General features: G+C 64.0%; 15 protein-coding genes and 1 other RNA gene. 6 read left to right on the top strand and 10 right to left on the bottom strand.

The annotated features are described in order from the left end of the window. The first annotated feature begins 63 nt into the window (after positions 1–63). A complete protein-coding gene (locus JV241A_RS02930; protein ID WP_115085192.1) occupies positions 64–1395 on the top strand; it encodes a DEAD/DEAH box helicase in 1332 nt (443 codons plus the stop codon). A 91-nt stretch (positions 1396–1486) separates the two neighbouring features. Here JV241A_RS02930 and JV241A_RS02935 read toward each other — a convergent pair whose 3' ends face one another. Together JV241A_RS02935 and JV241A_RS02940 are read right to left on the bottom strand one after the other, a co-directional pair. Further along, positions 1487–2722 (bottom strand): TIGR03862 family flavoprotein, encoded by a 1236-nt coding sequence (locus JV241A_RS02935; RefSeq protein WP_134061332.1) that lies wholly within the window; start codon positions 2720–2722, stop codon positions 1487–1489. Between the two features lie 149 nt (positions 2723–2871). Continuing rightward, positions 2872–3786 (bottom strand): histone deacetylase, encoded by a 915-nt coding sequence (locus tag JV241A_RS02940; protein ID WP_134061333.1) that lies wholly within the window; start codon positions 3784–3786, stop codon positions 2872–2874. A 130-nt stretch (positions 3787–3916) separates the two neighbouring features. Between JV241A_RS02940 and JV241A_RS02945 the strand changes: the two genes are divergently transcribed. The 3 genes from JV241A_RS02945 (at position 3917) to JV241A_RS02955 (ending at position 6023) form a co-directional block, all read left to right on the top strand. Beyond that, positions 3917–4486, top strand: a complete 570-nt coding sequence (locus JV241A_RS02945; protein WP_115085194.1) for a GNAT family N-acetyltransferase — start codon at positions 3917–3919, stop codon at positions 4484–4486. 77 nt (positions 4487–4563) lie between these two features. Then, a complete protein-coding gene (gene tesB, locus JV241A_RS02950) occupies positions 4564–5433 on the top strand; it encodes an acyl-CoA thioesterase II (protein WP_115085195.1) in 870 nt (289 codons plus the stop codon). Continuing rightward, on the top strand, positions 5430–6023 hold the full coding sequence (locus JV241A_RS02955) for an HAD family hydrolase (protein WP_115085196.1): 594 nt from the start codon (positions 5430–5432) through the stop codon (positions 6021–6023). The genes tesB and JV241A_RS02955 overlap by 4 nt, the downstream gene beginning before the upstream one ends. A gap of 83 nt (positions 6024–6106) precedes the next feature. On the opposite strand, the gene JV241A_RS02960 is transcribed toward JV241A_RS02955, so the two are convergent. The 3 genes from JV241A_RS02960 to JV241A_RS02970 all read right to left on the bottom strand — a co-directional run bounded on the left by JV241A_RS02960 (position 6107) and on the right by JV241A_RS02970 (position 10134). Beyond that, complete coding sequence (locus JV241A_RS02960; RefSeq protein ID WP_134061334.1) at positions 6107–8578, bottom strand: TonB-dependent receptor; 2472 nt, start codon at positions 8576–8578, stop codon at positions 6107–6109. A gap of 106 nt (positions 8579–8684) precedes the next feature. Further along, on the bottom strand, positions 8685–9632 hold the full coding sequence (locus JV241A_RS02965) for a FecR domain-containing protein (RefSeq protein WP_134061335.1): 948 nt from the start codon (positions 9630–9632) through the stop codon (positions 8685–8687). 1 nt (position 9633) lies between these two features. Continuing rightward, positions 9634–10134, bottom strand: a complete 501-nt coding sequence (locus JV241A_RS02970) for a sigma-70 family RNA polymerase sigma factor (RefSeq protein WP_115085199.1) — start codon at positions 10132–10134, stop codon at positions 9634–9636. Between the two features lie 139 nt (positions 10135–10273). On the opposite strand from JV241A_RS02970, the gene JV241A_RS02975 reads away from it, so the two are divergent. Next, a complete protein-coding gene (locus tag JV241A_RS02975) occupies positions 10274–11284 on the top strand; it encodes an NAD(P)-dependent alcohol dehydrogenase (RefSeq protein WP_115085200.1) in 1011 nt (336 codons plus the stop codon). A gap of 9 nt (positions 11285–11293) precedes the next feature. Here the strand turns inward: JV241A_RS02975 and JV241A_RS02980 are convergent, their stop codons facing one another. Continuing rightward, complete coding sequence (locus JV241A_RS02980; RefSeq protein ID WP_134061336.1) at positions 11294–12178, bottom strand: LysR substrate-binding domain-containing protein; 885 nt, start codon at positions 12176–12178, stop codon at positions 11294–11296. Positions 12179–12336: 158 nt separating this feature from the next. On the opposite strand from JV241A_RS02980, the gene JV241A_RS02985 reads away from it, so the two are divergent. Further along, positions 12337–15357: an FAD-binding and (Fe-S)-binding domain-containing protein gene (locus tag JV241A_RS02985; RefSeq protein ID WP_115085202.1), complete on the top strand. Its 3021-nt coding sequence runs from the start codon at positions 12337–12339 to the stop codon at positions 15355–15357. Between the two features lie 7 nt (positions 15358–15364). Here the strand turns inward: JV241A_RS02985 and JV241A_RS02990 are convergent, their stop codons facing one another. From JV241A_RS02990 to JV241A_RS03005, 4 genes are all read right to left on the bottom strand, one after another. Beyond that, positions 15365–15775 (bottom strand): DUF4952 domain-containing protein, encoded by a 411-nt coding sequence (locus JV241A_RS02990; RefSeq protein WP_134061337.1) that lies wholly within the window; start codon positions 15773–15775, stop codon positions 15365–15367. 86 nt (positions 15776–15861) lie between these two features. Beyond that, positions 15862–16253, bottom strand: a transfer-messenger RNA (tmRNA) gene (gene ssrA / locus JV241A_RS02995). Between the two features lie 104 nt (positions 16254–16357). Beyond that, entirely contained in the window at positions 16358–16636 is a 279-nt protein-coding gene (locus JV241A_RS03000; RefSeq protein ID WP_045199770.1) for a hypothetical protein, read from the bottom strand. A gap of 73 nt (positions 16637–16709) precedes the next feature. Further along, positions 16710–19520: an FAD-binding and (Fe-S)-binding domain-containing protein gene (locus tag JV241A_RS03005; RefSeq protein ID WP_134061338.1), complete on the bottom strand. Its 2811-nt coding sequence runs from the start codon at positions 19518–19520 to the stop codon at positions 16710–16712. Between the last annotated feature and the right edge of the window lie 74 nt (positions 19521–19594).

Below are 19594 nucleotides of genomic sequence, written 5' to 3' on the forward strand. Positions count from 1 at the left end.
GCACGCGCCGGGCCTGAACAAGGTAAACTGCCGCCATTGCTGAATTCCCCTGACGGTATTGCCATGACTTTCGCCAAACTCGGCCTGATCGAACCCTTGCTGCGCGCGCTCGAGCGCCTGGACTACAACACCCCGACCCCGGTCCAGGCCCAGGCCATTCCTGCCGTACTGGCCGGCCGCGACCTGATGGCCGCCGCCCAGACCGGCACCGGCAAGACCGCAGGTTTTGCCCTGCCGCTGTTGCAGCGCCTGACCCTGGAAGGGGCCAAGGTCGCCAGCAACTCGGTACGCGCGCTGGTGCTGGTGCCGACCCGCGAACTGGCCGAACAGGTACACGCCAACATTCGCGACTACGCCGAGCACCTGCCACTGAGTACCTACGCGGTGTACGGCGGCGTCAGCATCAACCCGCAGATGATGAAGCTGCGCAAGGGTATCGACCTGCTGGTGGCCACCCCCGGCCGTTTGCTCGACCTGTTCCGCCAGAACGCGGTGAAGTTCAACCAGCTGCAGGCGCTGGTGCTCGATGAAGCGGACCGCATGCTCGACCTCGGTTTTGCCGAAGAGCTGCGCGCGGTGTACGCCGCCTTGCCGGCACGCCGGCAAACCCTGCTGTTCTCGGCAACTTTCTCCGACGAGATCCGCCAACTGGCCGCACAAACCCTCAATGATCCGTTGAGCATTGAAGTCAGCCCGCGCAACGTCACCGCCAGCACCGTTAAGCAGTGGATCGTGCCGGTGGACAAGAAGCGCAAGCCAGAGCTGTTCAGCCACCTGATGCGCAAACAGCGCTGGAAGCAGGTGCTGGTGTTTGCCAAAACCCGTAATGGCGTTGACCAGTTGGTCGAGCGCCTGCGTGGCCAGGGTGTCAACGCCGACGGTATCCACGGCGACAAGCCTCAGGCCACTCGCCAGCGTGCACTGGACAGCTTCAAGGCGCGCGAGATCCAGATTCTGGTAGCCACCGATGTGGCGGCGCGCGGGCTGGATATCGACGACCTGCCGCTGGTGGTCAACTTCGACCTGCCGATCGTGGCCGAGGATTACATCCACCGCATCGGCCGTACCGGGCGCAAGGGCAACAGTGGTGAGGCGATTTCGCTGGTGTGTGCCGACGAGGTTCAACTGCTGTCGGCGATTGAAACCCTGACCCGCAAGACCTTGCCGCGCCATGAAGAGCCGGACTTCACTCCGGACCACAAGGTGCCGATGACCGACGCCAATGGCCAGGTGCTGAAGAAGCCGAAAAAGCCGAAGAAGCCCAAGGAGAACAGCAGCAAACGCAGCCTCGGGCGTTGGCTGGACAGCGCTGAAACGCCAGCGGCGGCGCCGCAGGCCAAGCCGGTGCGCAAGGTGCCGACTTTCAACACCGGGCCGCGCAAGCGCAAGCCTTGAGTACGCCATCGCGGGTCAAGCCCGCTCCTACAGAGGGCAGCGATAACCTGTGGGAGCCGGACTTGCCGGCGATGGAAGGCGAAGCCTTCCCTTAGGCCTTGAGCCACTCCAGCAACCCCAACCCCGCCTTGCGCCCACTGGCAAAACAGGCCGTCAGCAGATAGCCGCCCGTCGGCGCCTCCCAGTCGAGCATCTCGCCGGCACAGAACACGCCGGGCATCTGCTTGAGCATCAAGCGTTCATCCAGCGCTTCGAAGGTCACCCCACCGGCACTGCTGATCGCTTCATCCAGCGGGCGAGTGCGCACCAGGGTGACCGGCAAGGCCTTGATCGCTTGCGCCAGCAACGCCGGTTCGGCAAAGGTCTGCTGATCGGTCTGCTCGCGCAACAGCGCTGCCTTGACCCCGTCCAGCCCCAGTTGACTGTGCAGATGCTTGGCCATCGAGCGTGAACCCCGCGGCTTGGCCAGGGCCTGCTGGATTTTATCCACAGGCCGGTTGGGCAGCAGGTCGATCAGTACCCTGGCGCTGCCATCGCGGTTGATCGCCTCGCGAATCTGCGCCGACCAGGCGTATACCAGGCTGCCTTCCAGCCCTTGTGCGGTGAGCACGCACTCTCCCAGGCGCGGTGCATGGCCTGCAAGGCTCAGGGCGATATTCTTCAGCGGCGCGCCGGCAAACTTGTCTTTGAGCACAGCGCTCCAGCCCTCGACCTCGAAGCCACTGTTGGCCGCCTGCAACGGCGCAATCTGCACGCCTTGCGCTTGCAGCCAGGGCAGCCAGGCTGCATCCGAGCCCAACCGCGCCCAGCTGCCGCCGCCCAGCGCCAGCACGGTGGCCGTCGGCTTGAGCGCCAGTTCGCCCTGTGGATAAGCGATCCGCAAGGCTCCTTCGGCGTTCCAGCCCAGCCAGCGATGGCGGGTGTGGATAACTACTCCGGCGTCGCGCAGGCGCTTGAGCCAGGCGCGTAGCAGCGGCGCGGCTTTCATGTCGCGGGGGAAGACCCGGCCGGAACTGCCGACGAAGGTTTCGATACCCAGGTCGTGAATCCACTGGCGCAGCACGTCGGCATCGAAGCCTTCGAGCAGGCGGGCAACTTCATTCGTGCGTTCGGCATAGCGGGCGATGAACGCCGGGTAAGGCTCGGAATGGGTGATGTTCATGCCACCGACCCCGGCCAGGAGGAACTTGCGGCCCACCGAGGGCATGGCGTCGTACAGCTCGACGGCGACCCCGGCCTGGCTCAGCACTTCGGCGGCCATCAACCCGGCCGGCCCGCCTCCGATAATGGCAACGTGTGGGCGGTCGGTGGGGCGGGTGTCGGTCATGGTCGGCTGCAAGCTGGGAAAAAGAGCCGGCATTCTACCTTAGCGGGCCGCCCGGAAACACTGATCAAAAAATGAACAGCAGCCTCAAGGCCAGGTGGTTAAAGGCCTTGAGGGGGTTTCCAGCAGGTTATCCACAGGCGGTTCCACAGTCATTGTGAGTAACCCAGCACGCGACTGGCGCTGTGGTGCAGTATCCCGTGACGGCGGGCGAGGGCCTCGCGGTCCTTGCTGTAGCCTCCGCCAATCACGCCGACCACCGGGATGTCACGCCCCAGGCAGTGGCGCAGCACGCTTTCGTCACGCGCGGCGACGCCTTCATCGGTGAGTTGCAGATACCCCAGGGCGTCGTCCTTGTGCACGTCGACGCCGGCGTCGTACAGCACCAGGTCAGGGCGATACAGCGGCAGCAGGTAGTTGAGCGCGTCATCCACCACCTTCAGGTAAGCCTGGTCACCCATGCCGCGCGGCAGCGGAATGTCCCAGTCGCTTTCAGCCTTGCGCGCCGGGAAGTTCTGCTCGCAATGCAGCGACACGGTGATGGCATCCGCGGTGTCGTGGAGGATGCGCGCGGTACCGTCGCCCTGGTGCACGTCGCAATCGAAGATCAGCACCTTGTGCACCCGCCCGGCTTCCAGCAGGTAATGGCTGATCACTGCCAGGTCATTGAAGATGCAGAAACCGGCCGGGTGATCGTAATGGGCATGATGGGTACCTCCCGCCAAATGGCAGGCGATGCCGTGCTCCAGCGCCTGCTCGGCGGCCAGCAGCGAGCCGCCGACCGCACGCACGGTACGCCGCGCCAGGGCTTCGCTCCAGGGCAGGCCGAGGCGGCGCTGGTCTTCACGCGACAGCTCGCCATGCATGTAGCGCTCGATGTAGGCGCGGTCGTGGGCCAGGGCGAGGATATCGTTGGGGCAGATTTCCGGGCGTAGCAGCGCCGCATCCGTGGTCAGGCCGCTGGCGACCAGGTGATCGCGCAACAGGCGGAACTTGTCCATCGGAAAGCGGTGCTCGGCGGGGAACGCCGGGCTGTAGTCGTCGTGATAGATCAGCGGCAGGGGCATGGCAGGGTCTTGGTCAGAGCAGGAATCGATCTTGCCAGCTCCTTGCCTTGTTGTGCTACCAGCACTGAAGCGCCAGCAGCCGATGAACAGCCTACGCTGTAAACTGCAGGCTGTGGATAAGGAGCCGAGCATGACCCCGATACTGCAACTTGAAAGCGCGCGGCTGCAGTTGCGCCAATGGCAGGATGACGACCTCGCCGAGTTCGCCGCCATGTGCGCCGACCCTATGGTCATGCGCTACTTTCCTGCGCCGTTGACCCGGGTCGAGAGCGCCGCGCTGATCGGCCGGATCCGCGGTCACTTCAATGAATACGGCTATGGCCTATGGGCCCTGGAACGCAAGGATACCGGCGCTTTCATCGGCATGACCGGCCTGCTCAATGTTAGTTTTGACGCCGACTTCGCCCCAGCGGTGGAGATCGGCTGGCGCCTGGCCCGGCGTCACTGGGGGCTGGGGTTTGCCAGTGAAGCAGCCTGGACCAGCCTGCGCTGCGCCTTCGCTCAACTGGGCCTGGAGCAGGTGGTGTCGTTCACCACGCAAAGCAACCTGGCGTCGCAGAAAGTCATGCAGGCCATCGGCATGCAGCAGGACCTGGCAGGCAGCTTCGAACACCCCAAGCTAGAGCCTGGCCACCCCCTGCGCCCGCACGTGCTGTACCGCATCGACCGCGCCCAGTGGCAAGCTACCCTGCGCGGCTGAATTGCAGAACATACGGGCTGGCAATGACAAACCCTGTATTATTTGCAGCAGTTGCGCATTGCCTTGGAGAATCTTGAATGAGCCACGTGTTGGACGATCTGGTTGACCTGTTGAGCCTGGAATCGATCGAGGAAAACCTGTTCCGCGGGCGAAGCCAGGACCTGGGCTTTCGGCAGCTGTACGGTGGACAGGTACTGGGCCAGTCGCTGTCGGCGGCCAGCCAGACGGTCGAAGAGGCGCGTCATGTGCACTCGCTGCACGGTTACTTCCTGCGCCCGGGCGATGCCAGCATGCCGGTGGTCTATTCGGTCGACCGCGTGCGCGATGGCGGCAGTTTCAGCACCCGGCGGGTGACCGCGATCCAGAAGGGCAAGACCATCTTCACCTGCAGCGCCTCGTTCCAGTACGACGAAGAAGGTTTCGAGCACCAGAGCCAGATGCCCAATGTGGTCGGCCCGGAGAACCTGCCGTCGGAAGTCGAGCTGGCCAAGGGCATGGCCGATCGCCTGCCTGAAGCCATCCGCGACAAGATGCTCTGCGCCAAGCCGATCGAAATGCGCCCGGTGACCGCCGAGGACCCGTTCAACCCCAAGCCGGGCGAGCCGGTGAAGTACGTCTGGTTCCGCGCCGATGGCAACCTGCCGGATGTGCCGGCGCTGCACAAGTACATGCTCGCCTACGCCTCGGACTTCGGCCTGCTGACCACTTCGCTGCTGCCCCATGGCAAATCGGTGTGGCAGAAAGACATGCAGATTGCCAGCCTCGACCACGCGCTGTGGTTCCACGGCAACCTGCGCGCCGACCAGTGGCTGCTGTACGCCATGGACAGCCCATGGGCCGGCAATGCCCGTGGTTTTGCCCGCGGCAATATCTACAACCAGGCCGGGCATCTAGTGGCCTCGTCGTGCCAGGAAGGCCTGATTCGTCATCGCAAGGATTGGCAATGAGCCTGCAGCAGATTCGCCACTGGGTGTTCGACATGGACGGTACCCTGACCGTCGCCGTGCACGATTTTGCGGCGATCAAGGAGGCGCTGGAGATTCCGCAGACGCACGACATCCTTACCCACCTGGCGGCTTTGCCGGCCGCCGAGGCCGCGGCCAAGCACGCCTGGCTGCTGGAACATGAGCGTGAGCTGGCGATCGGCTCGCGCCCGGCTACCGGCGCCGTGGAGCTGGTCCGCGACCTGGCGGCGCGTGGTTGTCGGTTGGGCATCCTCACCCGCAATGCCCGTGAGCTGGCGCATATCACTCTGGAGGCCATCGGCCTGGCTGACTGCTTTGCCGTCGAGCACATCGTCGGTCGTGATGAAGCACCGCCCAAACCACACCCGGGTGGCTTGTTGAAGCTGGCCGAAGCCTGGGACGTGGCGCCGACCGAGATGGTCATGGTCGGCGATTATCGCTTTGACCTGGATTGCGGCCGGGCGGCGGGGGCGCGGACGATTCTGGTCAACCTGCCGGACAATCCCTGGCCGGAACTGGCCGACTGGCATGCGGCGGATTGTCGTGCGCTGCAGGTGATGCTCGACCAATAGCTGGCAAGGCCGGCTCCCACAGGTGGGCTGCACGCGGTCCTTGTGGGAGCTGGCTCGCCAGCGATGAGGCCCTCACACCTTACTCAGAACTCCCAGCGCGTGGTCAGCATCACATTGCGCGGATCACCGTAGTAGGTGGTATCGAAGTTGCCCAGCCCGCTCAGGTAGCGCTTGTCGAACACGTTGTTGGCATTGACTGTGAAGCTCAACTGTTCGTTGTACTGGTAGCGGGTCATCAGGTCGACCAAGGTGTAGCCGCCTTGCTTGATGAAGGTGTAGTCGTTCACCGAGCGATTGTAGATCTTGCCGTAGAACGCGCTCTGCCAGTTGATTCCCCCGCCCACGGTCACTTTATCCAGCACCCCCGGCAAACGGTAGGTGGTGAACATCCGCACCAGGTGCTCAGGCTTGCTGGTGCTCATCGGGAAGCCATAGATGCGCTGCTCGTCGGCATCGCGCGAGCGTGCGTAGGTGTAGCCTGCCGAGAGGTTCCAGCCTTCCTGCAGTTCGCCGGCGATTTCCAGCTCGATGCCCTGGGTGGTGGCGCCACTGGTGGCTTTGTAGATGCCCTCGTTGGTCGCAGGGTTGGTGCCGATCGACTCGGCGACATTGTCCTGCTCGATGCGGAACAGCGCCAGGCTGGCGTTGAGCTTGCCGTCGAAGTAGGCCGCCTTGAGGCCGGTTTCGTAGCTGTCGCCTTCGACCGGATCAAGGGTCGCGCCATTGCTGTCCTTGTTGCTCTGTGGCTGGTAGATCGAGGTGTAGCTGGCGTACACCGAGTAGGTGTCGTCGAGGTCATAGACGACACCGGCGTACGGGGTGACCACGCCATGTTGCTTGTAGCCGGACTGGCTGTCCTGGAAGGTCGGGTTGAGGCCGTCGTAGTCGTAGTTGTCGTCGTACTTGAAGGTGCTGACCCGGGTGCCGAGTATCACCGAGAGGTCGTCGGTCGGGTGCAGGCGGGTAGCGATGTAGGCGCCGTTCTGGCTCTTTTTCTGTTCGTACTTGCCGTTTTTCGGGAAGTCCGGCACGCCGATGTGGCCGTCCCAGTCAAAGATGCTGCCGGGCACCATGGCAAACTCGCTGGTGTCCCAGGTGGCGCCAGTCTGGCGCGAATGGTTGGTGTCCAGACCGACGACCAGGTCATGCTGGCGACCGAACAGGGTGAACGGGCCCGAGAGGTTGAGGTCGGCGCTGTTCTGCACCCGATGGCCTTCCCAGCGGCCCCAGAAGAACGACATGCCATCGCCATTGCGATCCGGCGCACCGCCACTGGCCGAGGCCAGGCGGGTGTCGTGGTCGCTTTGCAGCTGGTTGACGGTGAGTTTGAGCGACCAGTCGTTGGCCAGCGCCTGCTCCAGCGAGGCGAAGTAGGTACGGTTCTGGAAGTCGCGGCGGCTCCAGTCGGCGCCCGGGTTGAACGAGCGTGAGAAGTCCGTGCGGCCGCCGTCGGTGTAATACACCGGGTTACCGGTCCAGGAGCTGCCACGCGGGGTGGTGGTCTGCTGGTCGATGCCGACGGTCAGCAGGGTGTCCGGGGTGATGTCGGCTTCGAGGATGCCGTAGTACACCTCTTTGCTCTGCTGGTAGTGGTCCTGGTAGCCCTTCTTGTCCTGCTGGGCGCTGACGAAGCGCCCGCGCACGCTGCCGCTGCTGTTGATCGGGCCGGAGACATCGACTTCGCCACGGTAGTTATCCCAGCTGCCGGCACTGCCGGTCAGCGAACCCTGGAACTGCGCGGTCGGTTTTTTGCGGATCAGGTTGACCGTGGCCGACGGGTCGCCGGAGCCGGTCATCAGGCCGGTGGCGCCCTTGAGCACTTCCACCCGGTCGTAGATGGCCATGTCGACGTGGGCGGTGCCTTCGCCATACACACCGTCATACACGGTGTTGACGCCGTCGTACTGGTAGTTGGTGATCACCAGGCCGCGGCTGGTGAACTCGGTGCGGTCGCTGTCATAGGTTTGCGCCGACACGCCGGGGGTGTTGCGCAGTACATCGGAAATGCTCTGGGCGCCCTGGTCGTCCATCTGCTGGCGGGTGACCACGGTGATGGTTTGCGGTGTTTCGCGGATCGACAGCGGCAGCTTGGTCGCGGTACGGGTCGCCGCCGTGGTGTAGGAATGGGTGCCCTCGGTGGTTTCACCCAGACCCTGGGCGTTGATGCTGGTGGCGCCCAGTTCCATCGCTGCGCCGGTGTTGGCCGGCACCAATACGTAGCCGCCGTTGGACTGACGCTGAGCCTGCAGGCCGGTACCGCTGAGCAGACGGGCCAGGCCTTCTTCCACCGAATAGTTGCCCTGCAGGCCGGCCGACTGCTGGCCCTGAGTCTGGCGGGCATCGAACGACAGGGTAATGTTGGCGCGGGTGGCGAACAGGCTCAGAGTGGTGCCCAGCGGGCCCGGGGCGATCTGGAATTGCGTGCTGGCGCTCTGCGCCATGGCCTGGGCAGGCAGCAGCGCGAGCAGCGGCAAAGGCGCCAGGGTCAGGCCGAACAGCGCCAGGTGGACAGCGCGAACCAGAGGGCGGGGTGTGCGCGGACAAGTCGGGGTCATGCAGGATTTCCTTCGATTGGCTGGGCAGAGGGGCGGTCGAAATTTGCCGCTTTAACTGCGTAGCCGAATGAGAATGAAAATCGGCAACCCTTTGTGTGAAATTTCTTCAGACTGCTTCAATGCTGACCCAGTAGCGGGTCATGTAACGCACCCTGACCGGCAACGACACGCCAAGGTTTTCCAGGACGGTGTCGGTGTCGTCGATACGAAAGGCGCCGGACAGGCGCAGGTCGGCAATGCTCTCGGCACAGCGCAGCACGCCGGGGCGGTAGCGGCGCAGTTCACTGATGAAGTCGCCCAGGCGCCATTCGATCACGGTCAGCATGCCCTGGGTCCAGGCTCCGGTGCCGGGTAGGGCGGTGCTGGCGGCAGCAATCTGCGTGCGGTCGAAGCTGACGCTTTGTCCGGTCTCCAGGCGCAGCATCAGCAGCGGCTGGTCGAGCGGGCGTACTTCAACCGCATGCTCGAGCACGCTGACGCGGCTCAGGCCGTTGTCGCTACGGACGTTGAAGCGCGTGCCCAGGGCGCGCACCCGGCCTTCGGCCGTTTCGACAATGAACGGGCGAGCCGCACTATCGCGAGCGGTCTGCACCATGATTTCACCGCTGTAAAGGCGCAGCAGGCGTTGCTGGCCGTCGTAGCGGATATCCACAGCGCTGTCGGTGTTGAGTTCGAGCTGGCTGCCGTCGGCGAGGCGTACCTGGCGGCGCTGGCCCTTGCCGGTGCGCAACTCGGCCATCCAGGCCTGGCCCGGGGTGCTTTCCCGTACGGCCCAGCCGGTTGCACCGACGGCCATGAGCAGGGCCAGGGTCTTGAGTACGGCGCGGCGCCGGGCGCGCACACCGGCCAGGGCCGGCAGGGCGATATCGGCCGGCAGTCGTCCCAACTGACGCTGCAGCTTTTCTACCCGCGCCCAGGCCTGGGCATGGGCCTGGCTCTTGCCCAGCCAGTCTTGCCAGGCCTGCAACTGCGCATCGCTGGGCGGCGCGGCGTTGAGCTGCACGTACCAGGTGGCGGCAGCTTCGAGGGTGCGATAGTCCAGCGGCTGGGCCATGTCAGTCGTCCGTCAGTAGCAGGCAGTGGGTCATGGCGCGGATCAGGTGCTTCTTCACCGTGGTCACCGACACTCCCAGGCGCTCAGCGGTGGCCACATAGCTCAGGCCTTCGAGCTGCACGGCCAGGAAAATATTGCGCGTGCGCTCGCCCAGGCCATCGAGCATCTGGTCCACGGCCAGCAAGGTTTCGAGGATCAGCAAGCGGCTTTCCGGCGATTCGGCGACCCGCTCCGGGCGCAACGCCAGTTCGTCCAGGTAGGCCTGTTCGAGCGCTTTGCGGCGGAACTTGTCGATCATCAGCGCATGGGCAATGGCGCCCAGGTAGCTGCGCGGCTCGCGAATGGTGTCTGCATTGCGCGCGTTCAAAACCCGGATAAAGGTGTCCTGGGCCAGGTCGGCGGCATCGCTGGCATTGCCCAGGCGGGCGCGCAGCCAGTTCTTCAACCAACCGTTATGTTCGCTGTAGAGCGCGTGCAGGGCTGCATGATCGGGAGCGGGCATGGTGAGGCAATATCGAGTAATTGATAATTAGTCGCATTATTGTGGTTTGCTGGCGCACTATGCAAGCGCTCGTGCTTGACCTGGGGCAGGGCAGGCAAAGACTGGTCAGCTATTTGCCCAATCGACTCAGGAGGTTTCCATGACCAGCAGGGCCATTATCGTCCAGACCGGCGGTGGTTACGACAAGGTGCAGGTAGGCACCCGCGAGGCTGCGGCGCCGCAAGCCGGCGAAATCAGCGTGCGCCTGCACGCCAACTCGCTCAACTATCACGACTTCGCCGTGGTCAGCGGCATGTGGGGGCCGACTGCGCCGCGTATCCCCATGGCCGACGGCGCCGGTGTGGTGACCGCAGTGGGTGCTGGCGTGAGCGAGTTCGCCGTGGGCGATTCGGTGGTCAGCACCTTCTTCCCAGACTGGCTGGACGGCCAGCCGTTGGTCGAAGGTTTCGCCAGCGTACCGGGCGACGGCATCGATGGTTACGCCCGCGAACAGGTGACTGCCCGCGCTACCTCTTTTACCCATGCGCCCAAGGGCTACAGCCACGCCGAAGCGGCGACCCTGACCACCGCCGGCCTCACCGCCTGGCGCGCACTGATGGCCGATGACTCGCTCAAGCCAGGCGATACCGTGCTGGTGCAAGGTACTGGTGGCGTGTCGATTTTCGCCCTGCAGTTCGCCAAGCTGGCCGGTGCCACGGTGATCGCCACGTCCTCCAGCGACGACAAGCTCGAACGCCTCAAGGCCCTCGGCGCCGACCACCTGATCAACTACCGCAAGACTCCGGCCTGGGGCGAGAAGGTGCGCCAGCTCACCGCCAACCGCGGTGTCGATCACGTGATCGAAGTCGGTGGCCCGGCGACCCTCGAGCAATCAATGATCGCTGCGCGTATCGGCGGGCATGTGTCGCTGATCGGTATTCTGACCGGCGTGGCGGGCAACCTGCCGCTGGTCCAGGCCCTGGTACGGCAGATTCGCCTGCAAGGCGTGCTGGTGGGCAGCCGTGCCCAGCAGCAGGCGATGGTCCGCGCCATCGATGCCAATGGCTTGCGCCCGGTCGTGGACAAGACCTTCGACCTGGAGCAGATCGTCGAAGCCTTCCGCTATCAGGAAAGCAACCAGCACTTCGGCAAGATCTGCCTGAGCATCTGAGCCAGCGCCTCAGATCTGCCCCAGCAACCAGCCGCGAAATGCCATCAGCGATGGCAGCGACTGGTTGCGTGGCGGGTAGATCAGATAATAGCTGCGCTGGCTGGCAAAGGGCGCACCGGCACTGACCAGTTCACCGCTGGCTAGCTCGTCGGCCACCAGGATGCGCGGTACCAGGCCGATGCCGATGCCGGCGCGCACTGCCTGGATCAGGTGCGAAGTCAGCTCGAAGCTGGGCCCCAGGCGCATGCTGCGGTGCGCCAGGCCATGATGGGAAAACCATTCGCCCCAGGCGTTGGGGTTGTTGGCCACGTTGAGCAGCAACTGCTCACGCAGGCGCGGCGGTGACCAGTCGGCCTGGCCGGCGGCGGTGTCCGGCGAGAGGATCACCAGCAACTCTTCGGCATGCAGGCGATGACAGACCAGCCCCGGTACGTCGGCATTACCGACGACAATGGCGGCGTCGATGCCGCTGGTTTCAAAATCGATGGCTTCGATGCGTGAATTGATGTGCACCAGCATGCCCGGGTGCAGCTTGTAGAACTCATGCAGGCGCGGCAGCAGCCATTTGGAGCCGAAGGTCGGCAGGGTCGCCAGACGCAGGCTGCCTTCGCCAGACTGGTAAGCCATGGCCTGCAAAGTAGCACTGCGGATCCGCCCGAGGGCTTCGCTCATCTCCCGCTGATACAGCCGACCGACATCAGTCAGGCGCACCTGGCGGCCTTCGCGGCGGAACAGGGTCAGGCCCAGTTGCTGCTCCAGCGCCTGCACCTGGCGGCTCACCGCGCTCTGGGTCAGCGACAGCTCGGTGGCGGCGCGGGTGTAGCTTTCATGCCGGGCGGCGGCTTCGAAAGCCAGCAGCAATGACATGGACGGCGTTAGATGGCGGTAATTCATTCGTAAAAGTCATCGATAGCGGCAGAAATATCCAGTTGTCCGCGGCGGCACGCTCCGGGATCATTGGCATATCAGTGTCTTGAGGCTGACCTAATTATGCTCAGCCAGCAAGTGTTCCGATATCCCGTGATTAGCCAAATTAAAGAGGCCATCCTTTGATGATCGCCCAGTTGCCGACCAGCGCCCCTGCTGCCGACTATTCCGATTTCCTCGCCGCCCTGCGTGCCAACGGTTTCCGTGGCCAGATCAGCGCCGACTACGCCACCCGCACGGTGCTCGCCACCGATAACTCGATCTACCAGCGCCTGCCACAAGCGGCGGTGTTCCCGCTGGATGCCGAGGACGTCGCCCGGGTTGCCGCGCTGATGGCCGAACCGCGCTTTCGCCAGGTCAAGCTCACCCCCCGTGGTGGCGGCACCGGTACCAACGGCCAGTCGTTGACCGACGGCATCGTCGTCGACCTGTCGCGGCACATGAACAACATCCTCGAGATCAACGTCGAGGAGCGTTGGGTGCGGGTCCAGGCCGGGGTGGTCAAGGACCAGCTCAACGCCGCGCTCAAGCCCCACGGCTTGTTCTTCGCCCCGGAGCTGTCGACCTCCAACCGCGCCACCGTCGGCGGCATGATCAACACCGACGCCAGCGGCCAGGGCAGCTGCACCTACGGCAAGACCCGCGATCACGTGCTTGAACTGCACAGTGTGCTGCTCGGCGGCGAGCGCCTGCACAGCCTGCCCATCGATGACCAGGCGCTGGAGCAGGCTTGCGCGCAACCAGGCCGCAGCGGTGAGGTGTACCGCATGGCCCGGCAGATCCAGGAAACCCAGGCCGAGCTGATCGAGACCATCTTCCCCAAGCTCAACCGCTGCCTGACCGGTTACGACCTGGCGCACCTGCGCGACGAGCAGGGCCGCTTCAACCTTAACAGTGTGCTGTGCGGCGCCGAAGGCTCGCTGGGCTACGTGGTCGAGGCCAAGCTCAACGTGCTGCCGATTCCGAAGTACGCTGTGCTGGTCAACGTGCGTTACAGCAGCTTCATGGACGCCCTGCGCGACGCCAATGCGCTGATGGCGCACAAGCCGCTGTCGATCGAGACGGTGGACTCCAAGGTACTGATGCTGGCGATGAAGGACATCGTCTGGCACAGCGTCGCCGAGTACTTCCCCGCCGAAGCCGAGCGCCCGACCCTGGGCATCAACCTGGTGGAGTTCTGCGGTGATGATCCGGCTGAAGTGAACGCGCGGGTGCAGGCGTTTGTCGCCCACCTGCAGGCTGACACCGGCGTCGAGCGTCTGGGCCACACCCTGGCCGAAGGCGCCGAGGCGGTGACCCGGGTCTACACCATGCGCAAGCGTTCGGTAGGCCTGCTTGGCAACGTCGACGGCGAAGTGCGTCCGCAACCGTTCGTTGAAGACACCGCCGTACCGCCAGAGCAGTTGGCCGACTACATCGCCGACTTCCGCGCATTGCTCGACAGCTACGGCCTGGCCTATGGCATGTTCGGTCATGTCGACGCCGGCGTGTTGCACGTACGCCCGGCGCTGGACATGAAAGACCCGGCCCAGGCTGCACTGGTCAAGCCGATTTCCGATGCCGTGGCGGCACTGACCCAGCGTTATGGCGGCCTGCTCTGGGGGGAGCACGGCAAGGGCCTGCGTTCGGAATACGTGCCGGATTTCTTCGGTGAACTGTACCCGGCACTGCAGTCGCTCAAGGGCGCGTTCGACCCCTACAACCAGCTCAACCCCGGCAAGATCTGCACCCCGCCCGATAGCGAGCAGGGCCTGATCAAGGTCAACGAAGCGCCAATGCGCGGTGATTTTGACCGGCAGATCGATGAGCGGGTCTGGCAAAGCTTTGGCAGCGCCGTGCACTGCAACGGCAACGGCGCCTGCTACAACTTCGACCCCAACGACGCCATGTGCCCATCGTGGAAGGCCACCCGTGAGCGCCAGCATTCGCCCAAGGGCCGCGCCTCGCTGATCCGTGAATGGTTGCGCCTGCAGGGTGCGGCCAGCATCGATGTATTGGCGGCGGCAAAGAACAAGACTTCGTGGCTCAAGGAGCTGCCCAAACGCCTGCGCAACAACCAGGCACGCTCCCGTGGCGAAGCCGATTTCTCCCACGAAGTCTACGAAGCCATGGCCGGCTGCCTGGCGTGCAAATCCTGCGCGGGGCAGTGCCCGATCAAGGTCAACGTGCCGGAGTTTCGCTCGCGCTTCCTGGAGCTGTACCACGGTCGCTATCAGCGCCCGCTGCGTGACTACCTGATCGGCTCGCTGGAGTTCAGCATTCCCTACATGGCCTATGCGCCAGGGTTGTACAACGCGGTGATGGGGTCGAAGTGGGTCAGCCGCCTGCTCGAGCGCCATGTCGGCATGCTCGACAGCCCGCTGATCAGCCGCTACAACCTGCAGAACACCCTGACCCGTTGCAACGTCCGCGCGGCCAGCGTGCCGGCGCTGCGCGAACTGACCCCGGCCCAGCGTGAGCGCAGCATCGTGCTGGTCCAGGATGCGTTCACCCGCTACTTCGAAACACCGCTGCTGGCGTCGTTTATCGAGCTGGCCCACCGTCTTGGCCACAAGGTGTTCCTCGCGCCCTACAGCGCCAACGGCAAACCCTTGCATGTTCAGGGCTTCCTTGGCGCCTTTGCCAAGGCGGCGATTCGCAACGCCAACCAGCTCAAGGCCCTGGCCGATTGCGGCGTGCCACTGGTCGGCCTCGACCCGGCCATGACCCTGGTGTACCGCCAGGAGTACCAGAAGGTCGAAGGCCTGAGCGACTGCCCGAAGGTGCTGCTGCCGCAGGAATGGTTGATCGACGTGCTGCCCGAACAGGCCGCGGGCGTCGGCGAAACCTTCCGTCTGCTGGCCCACTGCACCGAGAAAACCAACGTGCCGGCCAGTACCCGCCAGTGGGAGCAGGTATTCGCGCGCTTGGGGCTGAAACTGCTCACCGAAGCGACCGGTTGCTGCGGCATGTCCGGCACCTATGGCCACGAAGCGCGCAACCAGGACACCTCGCGAACCATTTTCGAGCAATCCTGGGCCGGCAAGCTGGGTAAACAGGGGGAGGCGTTGGCGACCGGCTATTCATGCCGCAGCCAGGTCAAGCGCTTGGCAGACCGCCAGTTGCGTCATCCGCTGGAGGTGCTGCTGCAGTACGCCAAGGGCTGATACCCGGTCAGGGCTCGAGGGTATCGACGCTGACGGTGATGTAGAAGAACTCGATCCGTGCCCATTGCGAGCGCTGGTTGACCGGTGTCTCTTCGGAAGCCATGAGGATTTCGTAGCCGATGCCGCTCTGTGGGGCGCGGTGGAAGTGGCGAAATGAATCCCACATGCAGCAGATAAACAGCAGGCGCGGCATGCCGAAGGCGTGGTGCAGATAGCCCTCGGCAGCCCCTGCTTCGGCACCTTTGACCCTATAGGTCGCGATTAAGGGGGCGGTCTGCAGTTCGGGTTCCTGGCGGCAGCCCAGGTACTCGATTCCCTTTGGGTACGCACCCAATGCACCCAGGAAGTCTGCGCACTGTGGCGCGGCCTGCAGCGCACCGCATAACAGGAGCAGGGCCAGGGTAATCAGTGGGCGCATGGGCTTCGTCCTTGAGCAAGGCTTTCGAGAAGGCAACAAAAAAGGCATCGGCGCAAGCGCCAGATGCCTTTTTCGTTTTGCGTATTTGGTGGAACCGGGGGGATTTGAACCCCCGTCCGCCAGTGATCCGCTGTCGGTCCTACATGCTTAGCCGTGTCTATTGAGTTAATCCGCAGCCGCCCGACGGGCAGGGTGCTTTGGACGAGTTGTGTAAGTTTTAGCCGCTTCGTCCACAACGTACTGCACGGCGATCCTGTTCTGTATGACAATCACTTCGGGTTTACAGGCATCCCCTAGTGATTGCTGGAGCCGAAGCTACCAGGAGAGCGGGCTCGGCTGCTTACGCAGCGAGAGCGTAACCCTCGTAGTTTTCGTCATTGGCAACTATAGAAAGTTGCAACAGTGGATTTACGAGTTCTGTTACCAACTCGGCATGCACCTAGAGTTTCACTACCGGCGTCGAATCCTAATCGGCCCCATTTGTTGCGCTCTAGCTGTAAGCGTTTTTCAACGCTCAAGGCCGAGTATACGCCATCGGTCGGGCGACGTCGACTGCTGGCCTAACATCGCCCGGCAGACGGGTTATTGGCCGTTGCTGCCTTTCTCGGTTTTCTCCAGGCGCTCCAGAGTTTTGCTGGTAATAGCAATGCAGTCTTTCGTGTTGCCCGCTGCCTGGGCAGCCTTGGCGTCCTTGACATGCTCGGCCACGGCATTGTCCATACCTTCGGAGGTAGCTCCGGCGGTGGCCGTGGCATCTTCAATCTTCTGCAGGTTTAGGGCACACAGGTCTTCTTCCGCGAACACAGGGGAGGCAAGCAGTGCGGCGGCAATGAACAGTCCGGAAATCGCAGTACGCTTCATGTGAATCTCCTTGGCTGGAAAGGCCTCGGGAAACAGGGGCCTAAATGGATGGACTGCACTGCTTGCCTAGGGTTCAGATTGCTCGCGCCCGGGTCACGCGGTCCACCAGATAAACTAGACCGTGATAATCGATCCCGCCATGGTTCGACAGACCGATCTCGCAGGTGCGGCTGGTGGAGATCCCTTCGCTGCAGTACTGCACCGCATCCCTGAGGCTGCGCAGCGAGTGGGCATTGAGCTCTGGGGTGGTAAAGCCCTTGTCGCCGGCAAAGCCGCAGCAATGAATACCTTCGGGAACTACCACCTGCTTGCTGCAACGCCGCGCCAGGTCGATCAATGCCTGGCTTTCGCCCAGGTGCTGGGTGCTGCAGGTTACGTGTACGGCGATCGGCTCGTCCTGGGGCGTGAACTCCAGTTTGTCGACCAGGTGGGTGCGGATGAAGCGCACCGGGTCATACAGGTCCAGCCGCGTTTCGGCCAGGTCCTGAACCAGGCGCAAGGTGCACGGACTGGTGTCGCAGTAGATCGGGTCAAGTCCGCCGCGGCTGGCGTGGAGCAGCGCGTTGATCAGCTCCTGGCGCTTGTGCTCGGCTTGTTCGGCGTAGCCCTTGGAAGCAAACGGCTGGCCGCAGCACAGGTTGTCCTGGTTGTCCGGGAACACCACTTGATAGCCGGCCTTTTCCAGCAGGGCGCGAGTCTTGTCCAGCAGTGAAGTCTGCTCGCGATCAGCCGCCGCCGGGCCCATCACCCGCGAGACGCACGCTGCCAGGTACACCACCCGCGGTCGCGCGTCGTTGCTGGCCGGGGTGAACTGCACGGCCTTGAGCGGTTGCGGCATGGCGGGCGTCCACTGCGGCACGCGGCCATGGCTGAGCGTGCTCAGGCTGGCGCTCAGGCGACTCAGGCGCGGCGCACCGAGCAAGCGACGGGCGCCATTGGCCGCCTGCAGGGTAAAGCGCGCACCGCTGAGGGCGGTGTGGAAGTTGTCAGCCAGCCAGTCGGCGGTCTTGACATGATCCGCCGCCTGGGCGCGCAGCTTTTTCACCAGCTCACCGGTGTTGATACCCACCGGGCAACGCTGGGCGCACAGGCCGGTGGCCGCGCAGGTGTCGATGCCCTGGTACTGGTAGTCGCGCTCCAGTTCGCGGGTATCGCTGCCAGCACGTTTTTTTGCCTGGATATCGCGCCACATGACGATGCGCTGGCGCGGGCTCAGGGTCAGCCCCTTGGAGGGACAGACCGGCTCGCAGAACCCGCATTCGATGCACTTGTCGACGATCTCGTCGGCGGCGGGCAGTGGCTTGAGGTTCTTCAGGTGGATCTGCGGGTCTTCGCTGAGCACCACATCCGGGTTGAGGATGCCATTGGGGTCGAGCAAGCGCTTGAGCTGCCACATCAACCGGTAGGCATCGCTGCCCCATTCCAGCTCGACGAAGGGCGCCATGTTGCGCCCGGTGCCGTGTTCGGCCTTGAGCGAACCACCGAATTCCACCGCCACCAGTTGCGCCACATCGTCCATGAAGGCCTGGTAACGCGCGACTTCCTCGGCGCTGTTAAAGCCCTGGGTGAAGACGAAGTGCAGGTTGCCTTCCAGGGCATGGCCGAACAGGATGGCTTCGTCGTAGCGGTGCTTGTCGAACAGGGCGATCAGGCGATTGACGCCGATGGCCAGTTGCTCGACCGGGAAGGTCACGTCTTCGATGATCACCGTGGTGCCGGTCTTGCGTACTGCGCCGACGGCGGGGAAGGTGTCCTTGCGGATGGCCCAGAGCTTGGCGTTCTCCTTGGCGTCTTCGGTAAAGTCGACCTGCTTTTCCACCGGGAAGCCCGCCAGCGAGGCCATGATCTGCGCCAGTTGCTCGTGCAGCAACGCCTGGGTTGCCGCACGCGATTCGATCAGTAGTGCGCAGGCGCCGTCGGACAGTTGCTGGACGAAAGCCGGCATGCCGGGCTTGTCCTGTACCGAGCGCAGGCTGCGCCGGTCAAGTAGCTCCACGGCCGATACCGGCTGGCTCTTGAGCACGGTGACGGCGTTGCAGCAGGTTTCCACATCCGGGAAGACGATCAGTGCCGAGGCTTTGTTCGGGTGATCGACCACCGTGTCGTAGGTCACCGCACTGATAAAACCCAGGGTGCCCTCGGAGCCGACCAGCAGGTGGCTGAGGATATCCAGCGGCTGGTCGTAGTCGATCAGGGCATTGAGCGACAGGCCGGTAGTGTTCTTCAGGCGGTACTTGTGGCGAATCTTCGCCGCCAGTTCGGTGTTGGCGCGGGTTTCCCGAGCCAGGCGCGTGAGCTCATCGAGCAAGCTAGCGTGGCTTTGTTCGAAGGCGGCGACGCTGGCCGGATCTTCGCTGTCCAGGCGCGTGCCGTCGGCCAGCACCAGGCGCATGCCGGCCAGGGTGTGATAGGTGTTCTGCGCGGTGCCGCAGCACATGCCGCTGGCATTGTTGGCGACGATACCGCCGATCTTGCAGGCGTTGATCGAGGCCGGGTCGGGGCCGATCTTGCGCCCGAAGGGGGCCAGCCAGGCGTTGGCCTGGGCGCCGATCACCCCGGGTTGCAGGCGGATCTGCTGGCCCTGGTGGCGAATCTCGCGGCCGTTCCAGTTATCGCCGAGCACGATCAGCACCGAATCGCTGATGGCCTGGCCGGACAGGCTGGTGCCGGCGGCGCGGAAGGTGACCGGCACGCGCTCGCGCTGGGCCAGCTTGAGCAGGGCGACCACTTCATCTTCGGACTCGACCCGCACCACCAGCTTGGGGATCAGCCGGTAGAAGCTGGCATCGGTACCGAAAGCCAGGGTCGAGAGCGGGTCGTCGAAACGTCGCTCGCCGGGTATCAGGCGGGCTACCGAGTCGAGGAACGCGGCGGGCAGACTCATGCAATCTCCTCGCGGGGCCGTGGCGTCTGGTGCGCCGCGTGCCCCGGTCAATCAGGCTGTGATTCGAAGGTGCG

Origin of the sequence: Pseudomonas sp. JV241A, from assembly GCF_900275665.1 — a bacterium.
GTDB lineage: Bacteria > Pseudomonadota > Gammaproteobacteria > Pseudomonadales > Pseudomonadaceae > Aquipseudomonas > Aquipseudomonas wadenswilerensis.

Bases quoted from the DNA above. Each gene is read 5' to 3' on its own strand.
- JV241A_RS02930 (WP_115085192.1), top strand. From the start codon at position 64: ATGACTTTCGCCAAACTCGGCCTGATCGAACCCTTGCTGCGCGCGCTC.
- JV241A_RS02935 (WP_134061332.1), bottom strand. From the start codon at position 2,722: ATGACCGACACCCGCCCCACCGACCGCCCACACGTTGCCATTATCGGA.
- JV241A_RS02940 (WP_134061333.1), bottom strand. From the start codon at position 3,786: ATGCCCCTGCCGCTGATCTATCACGACGACTACAGCCCGGCGTTCCCC.
- JV241A_RS02945 (WP_115085194.1), top strand. From the start codon at position 3,917: ATGACCCCGATACTGCAACTTGAAAGCGCGCGGCTGCAGTTGCGCCAA.
- tesB (WP_115085195.1), top strand. From the start codon at position 4,564: ATGAGCCACGTGTTGGACGATCTGGTTGACCTGTTGAGCCTGGAATCG.
- JV241A_RS02955 (WP_115085196.1), top strand. From the start codon at position 5,430: ATGAGCCTGCAGCAGATTCGCCACTGGGTGTTCGACATGGACGGTACC.
- JV241A_RS02960 (WP_134061334.1), bottom strand. From the start codon at position 8,578: ATGACCCCGACTTGTCCGCGCACACCCCGCCCTCTGGTTCGCGCTGTC.
- JV241A_RS02965 (WP_134061335.1), bottom strand. From the start codon at position 9,632: ATGGCCCAGCCGCTGGACTATCGCACCCTCGAAGCTGCCGCCACCTGG.
- JV241A_RS02970 (WP_115085199.1), bottom strand. From the start codon at position 10,134: ATGCCCGCTCCCGATCATGCAGCCCTGCACGCGCTCTACAGCGAACAT.
- JV241A_RS02975 (WP_115085200.1), top strand. From the start codon at position 10,274: ATGACCAGCAGGGCCATTATCGTCCAGACCGGCGGTGGTTACGACAAG.
- JV241A_RS02980 (WP_134061336.1), bottom strand. From the start codon at position 12,178: ATGAATTACCGCCATCTAACGCCGTCCATGTCATTGCTGCTGGCTTTC.
- JV241A_RS02985 (WP_115085202.1), top strand. From the start codon at position 12,337: ATGATCGCCCAGTTGCCGACCAGCGCCCCTGCTGCCGACTATTCCGAT.
- JV241A_RS02990 (WP_134061337.1), bottom strand. From the start codon at position 15,775: ATGCGCCCACTGATTACCCTGGCCCTGCTCCTGTTATGCGGTGCGCTG.
- JV241A_RS03000 (WP_045199770.1), bottom strand. From the start codon at position 16,636: ATGAAGCGTACTGCGATTTCCGGACTGTTCATTGCCGCCGCACTGCTT.
- JV241A_RS03005 (WP_134061338.1), bottom strand. From the start codon at position 19,520: ATGAGTCTGCCCGCCGCGTTCCTCGACTCGGTAGCCCGCCTGATACCC.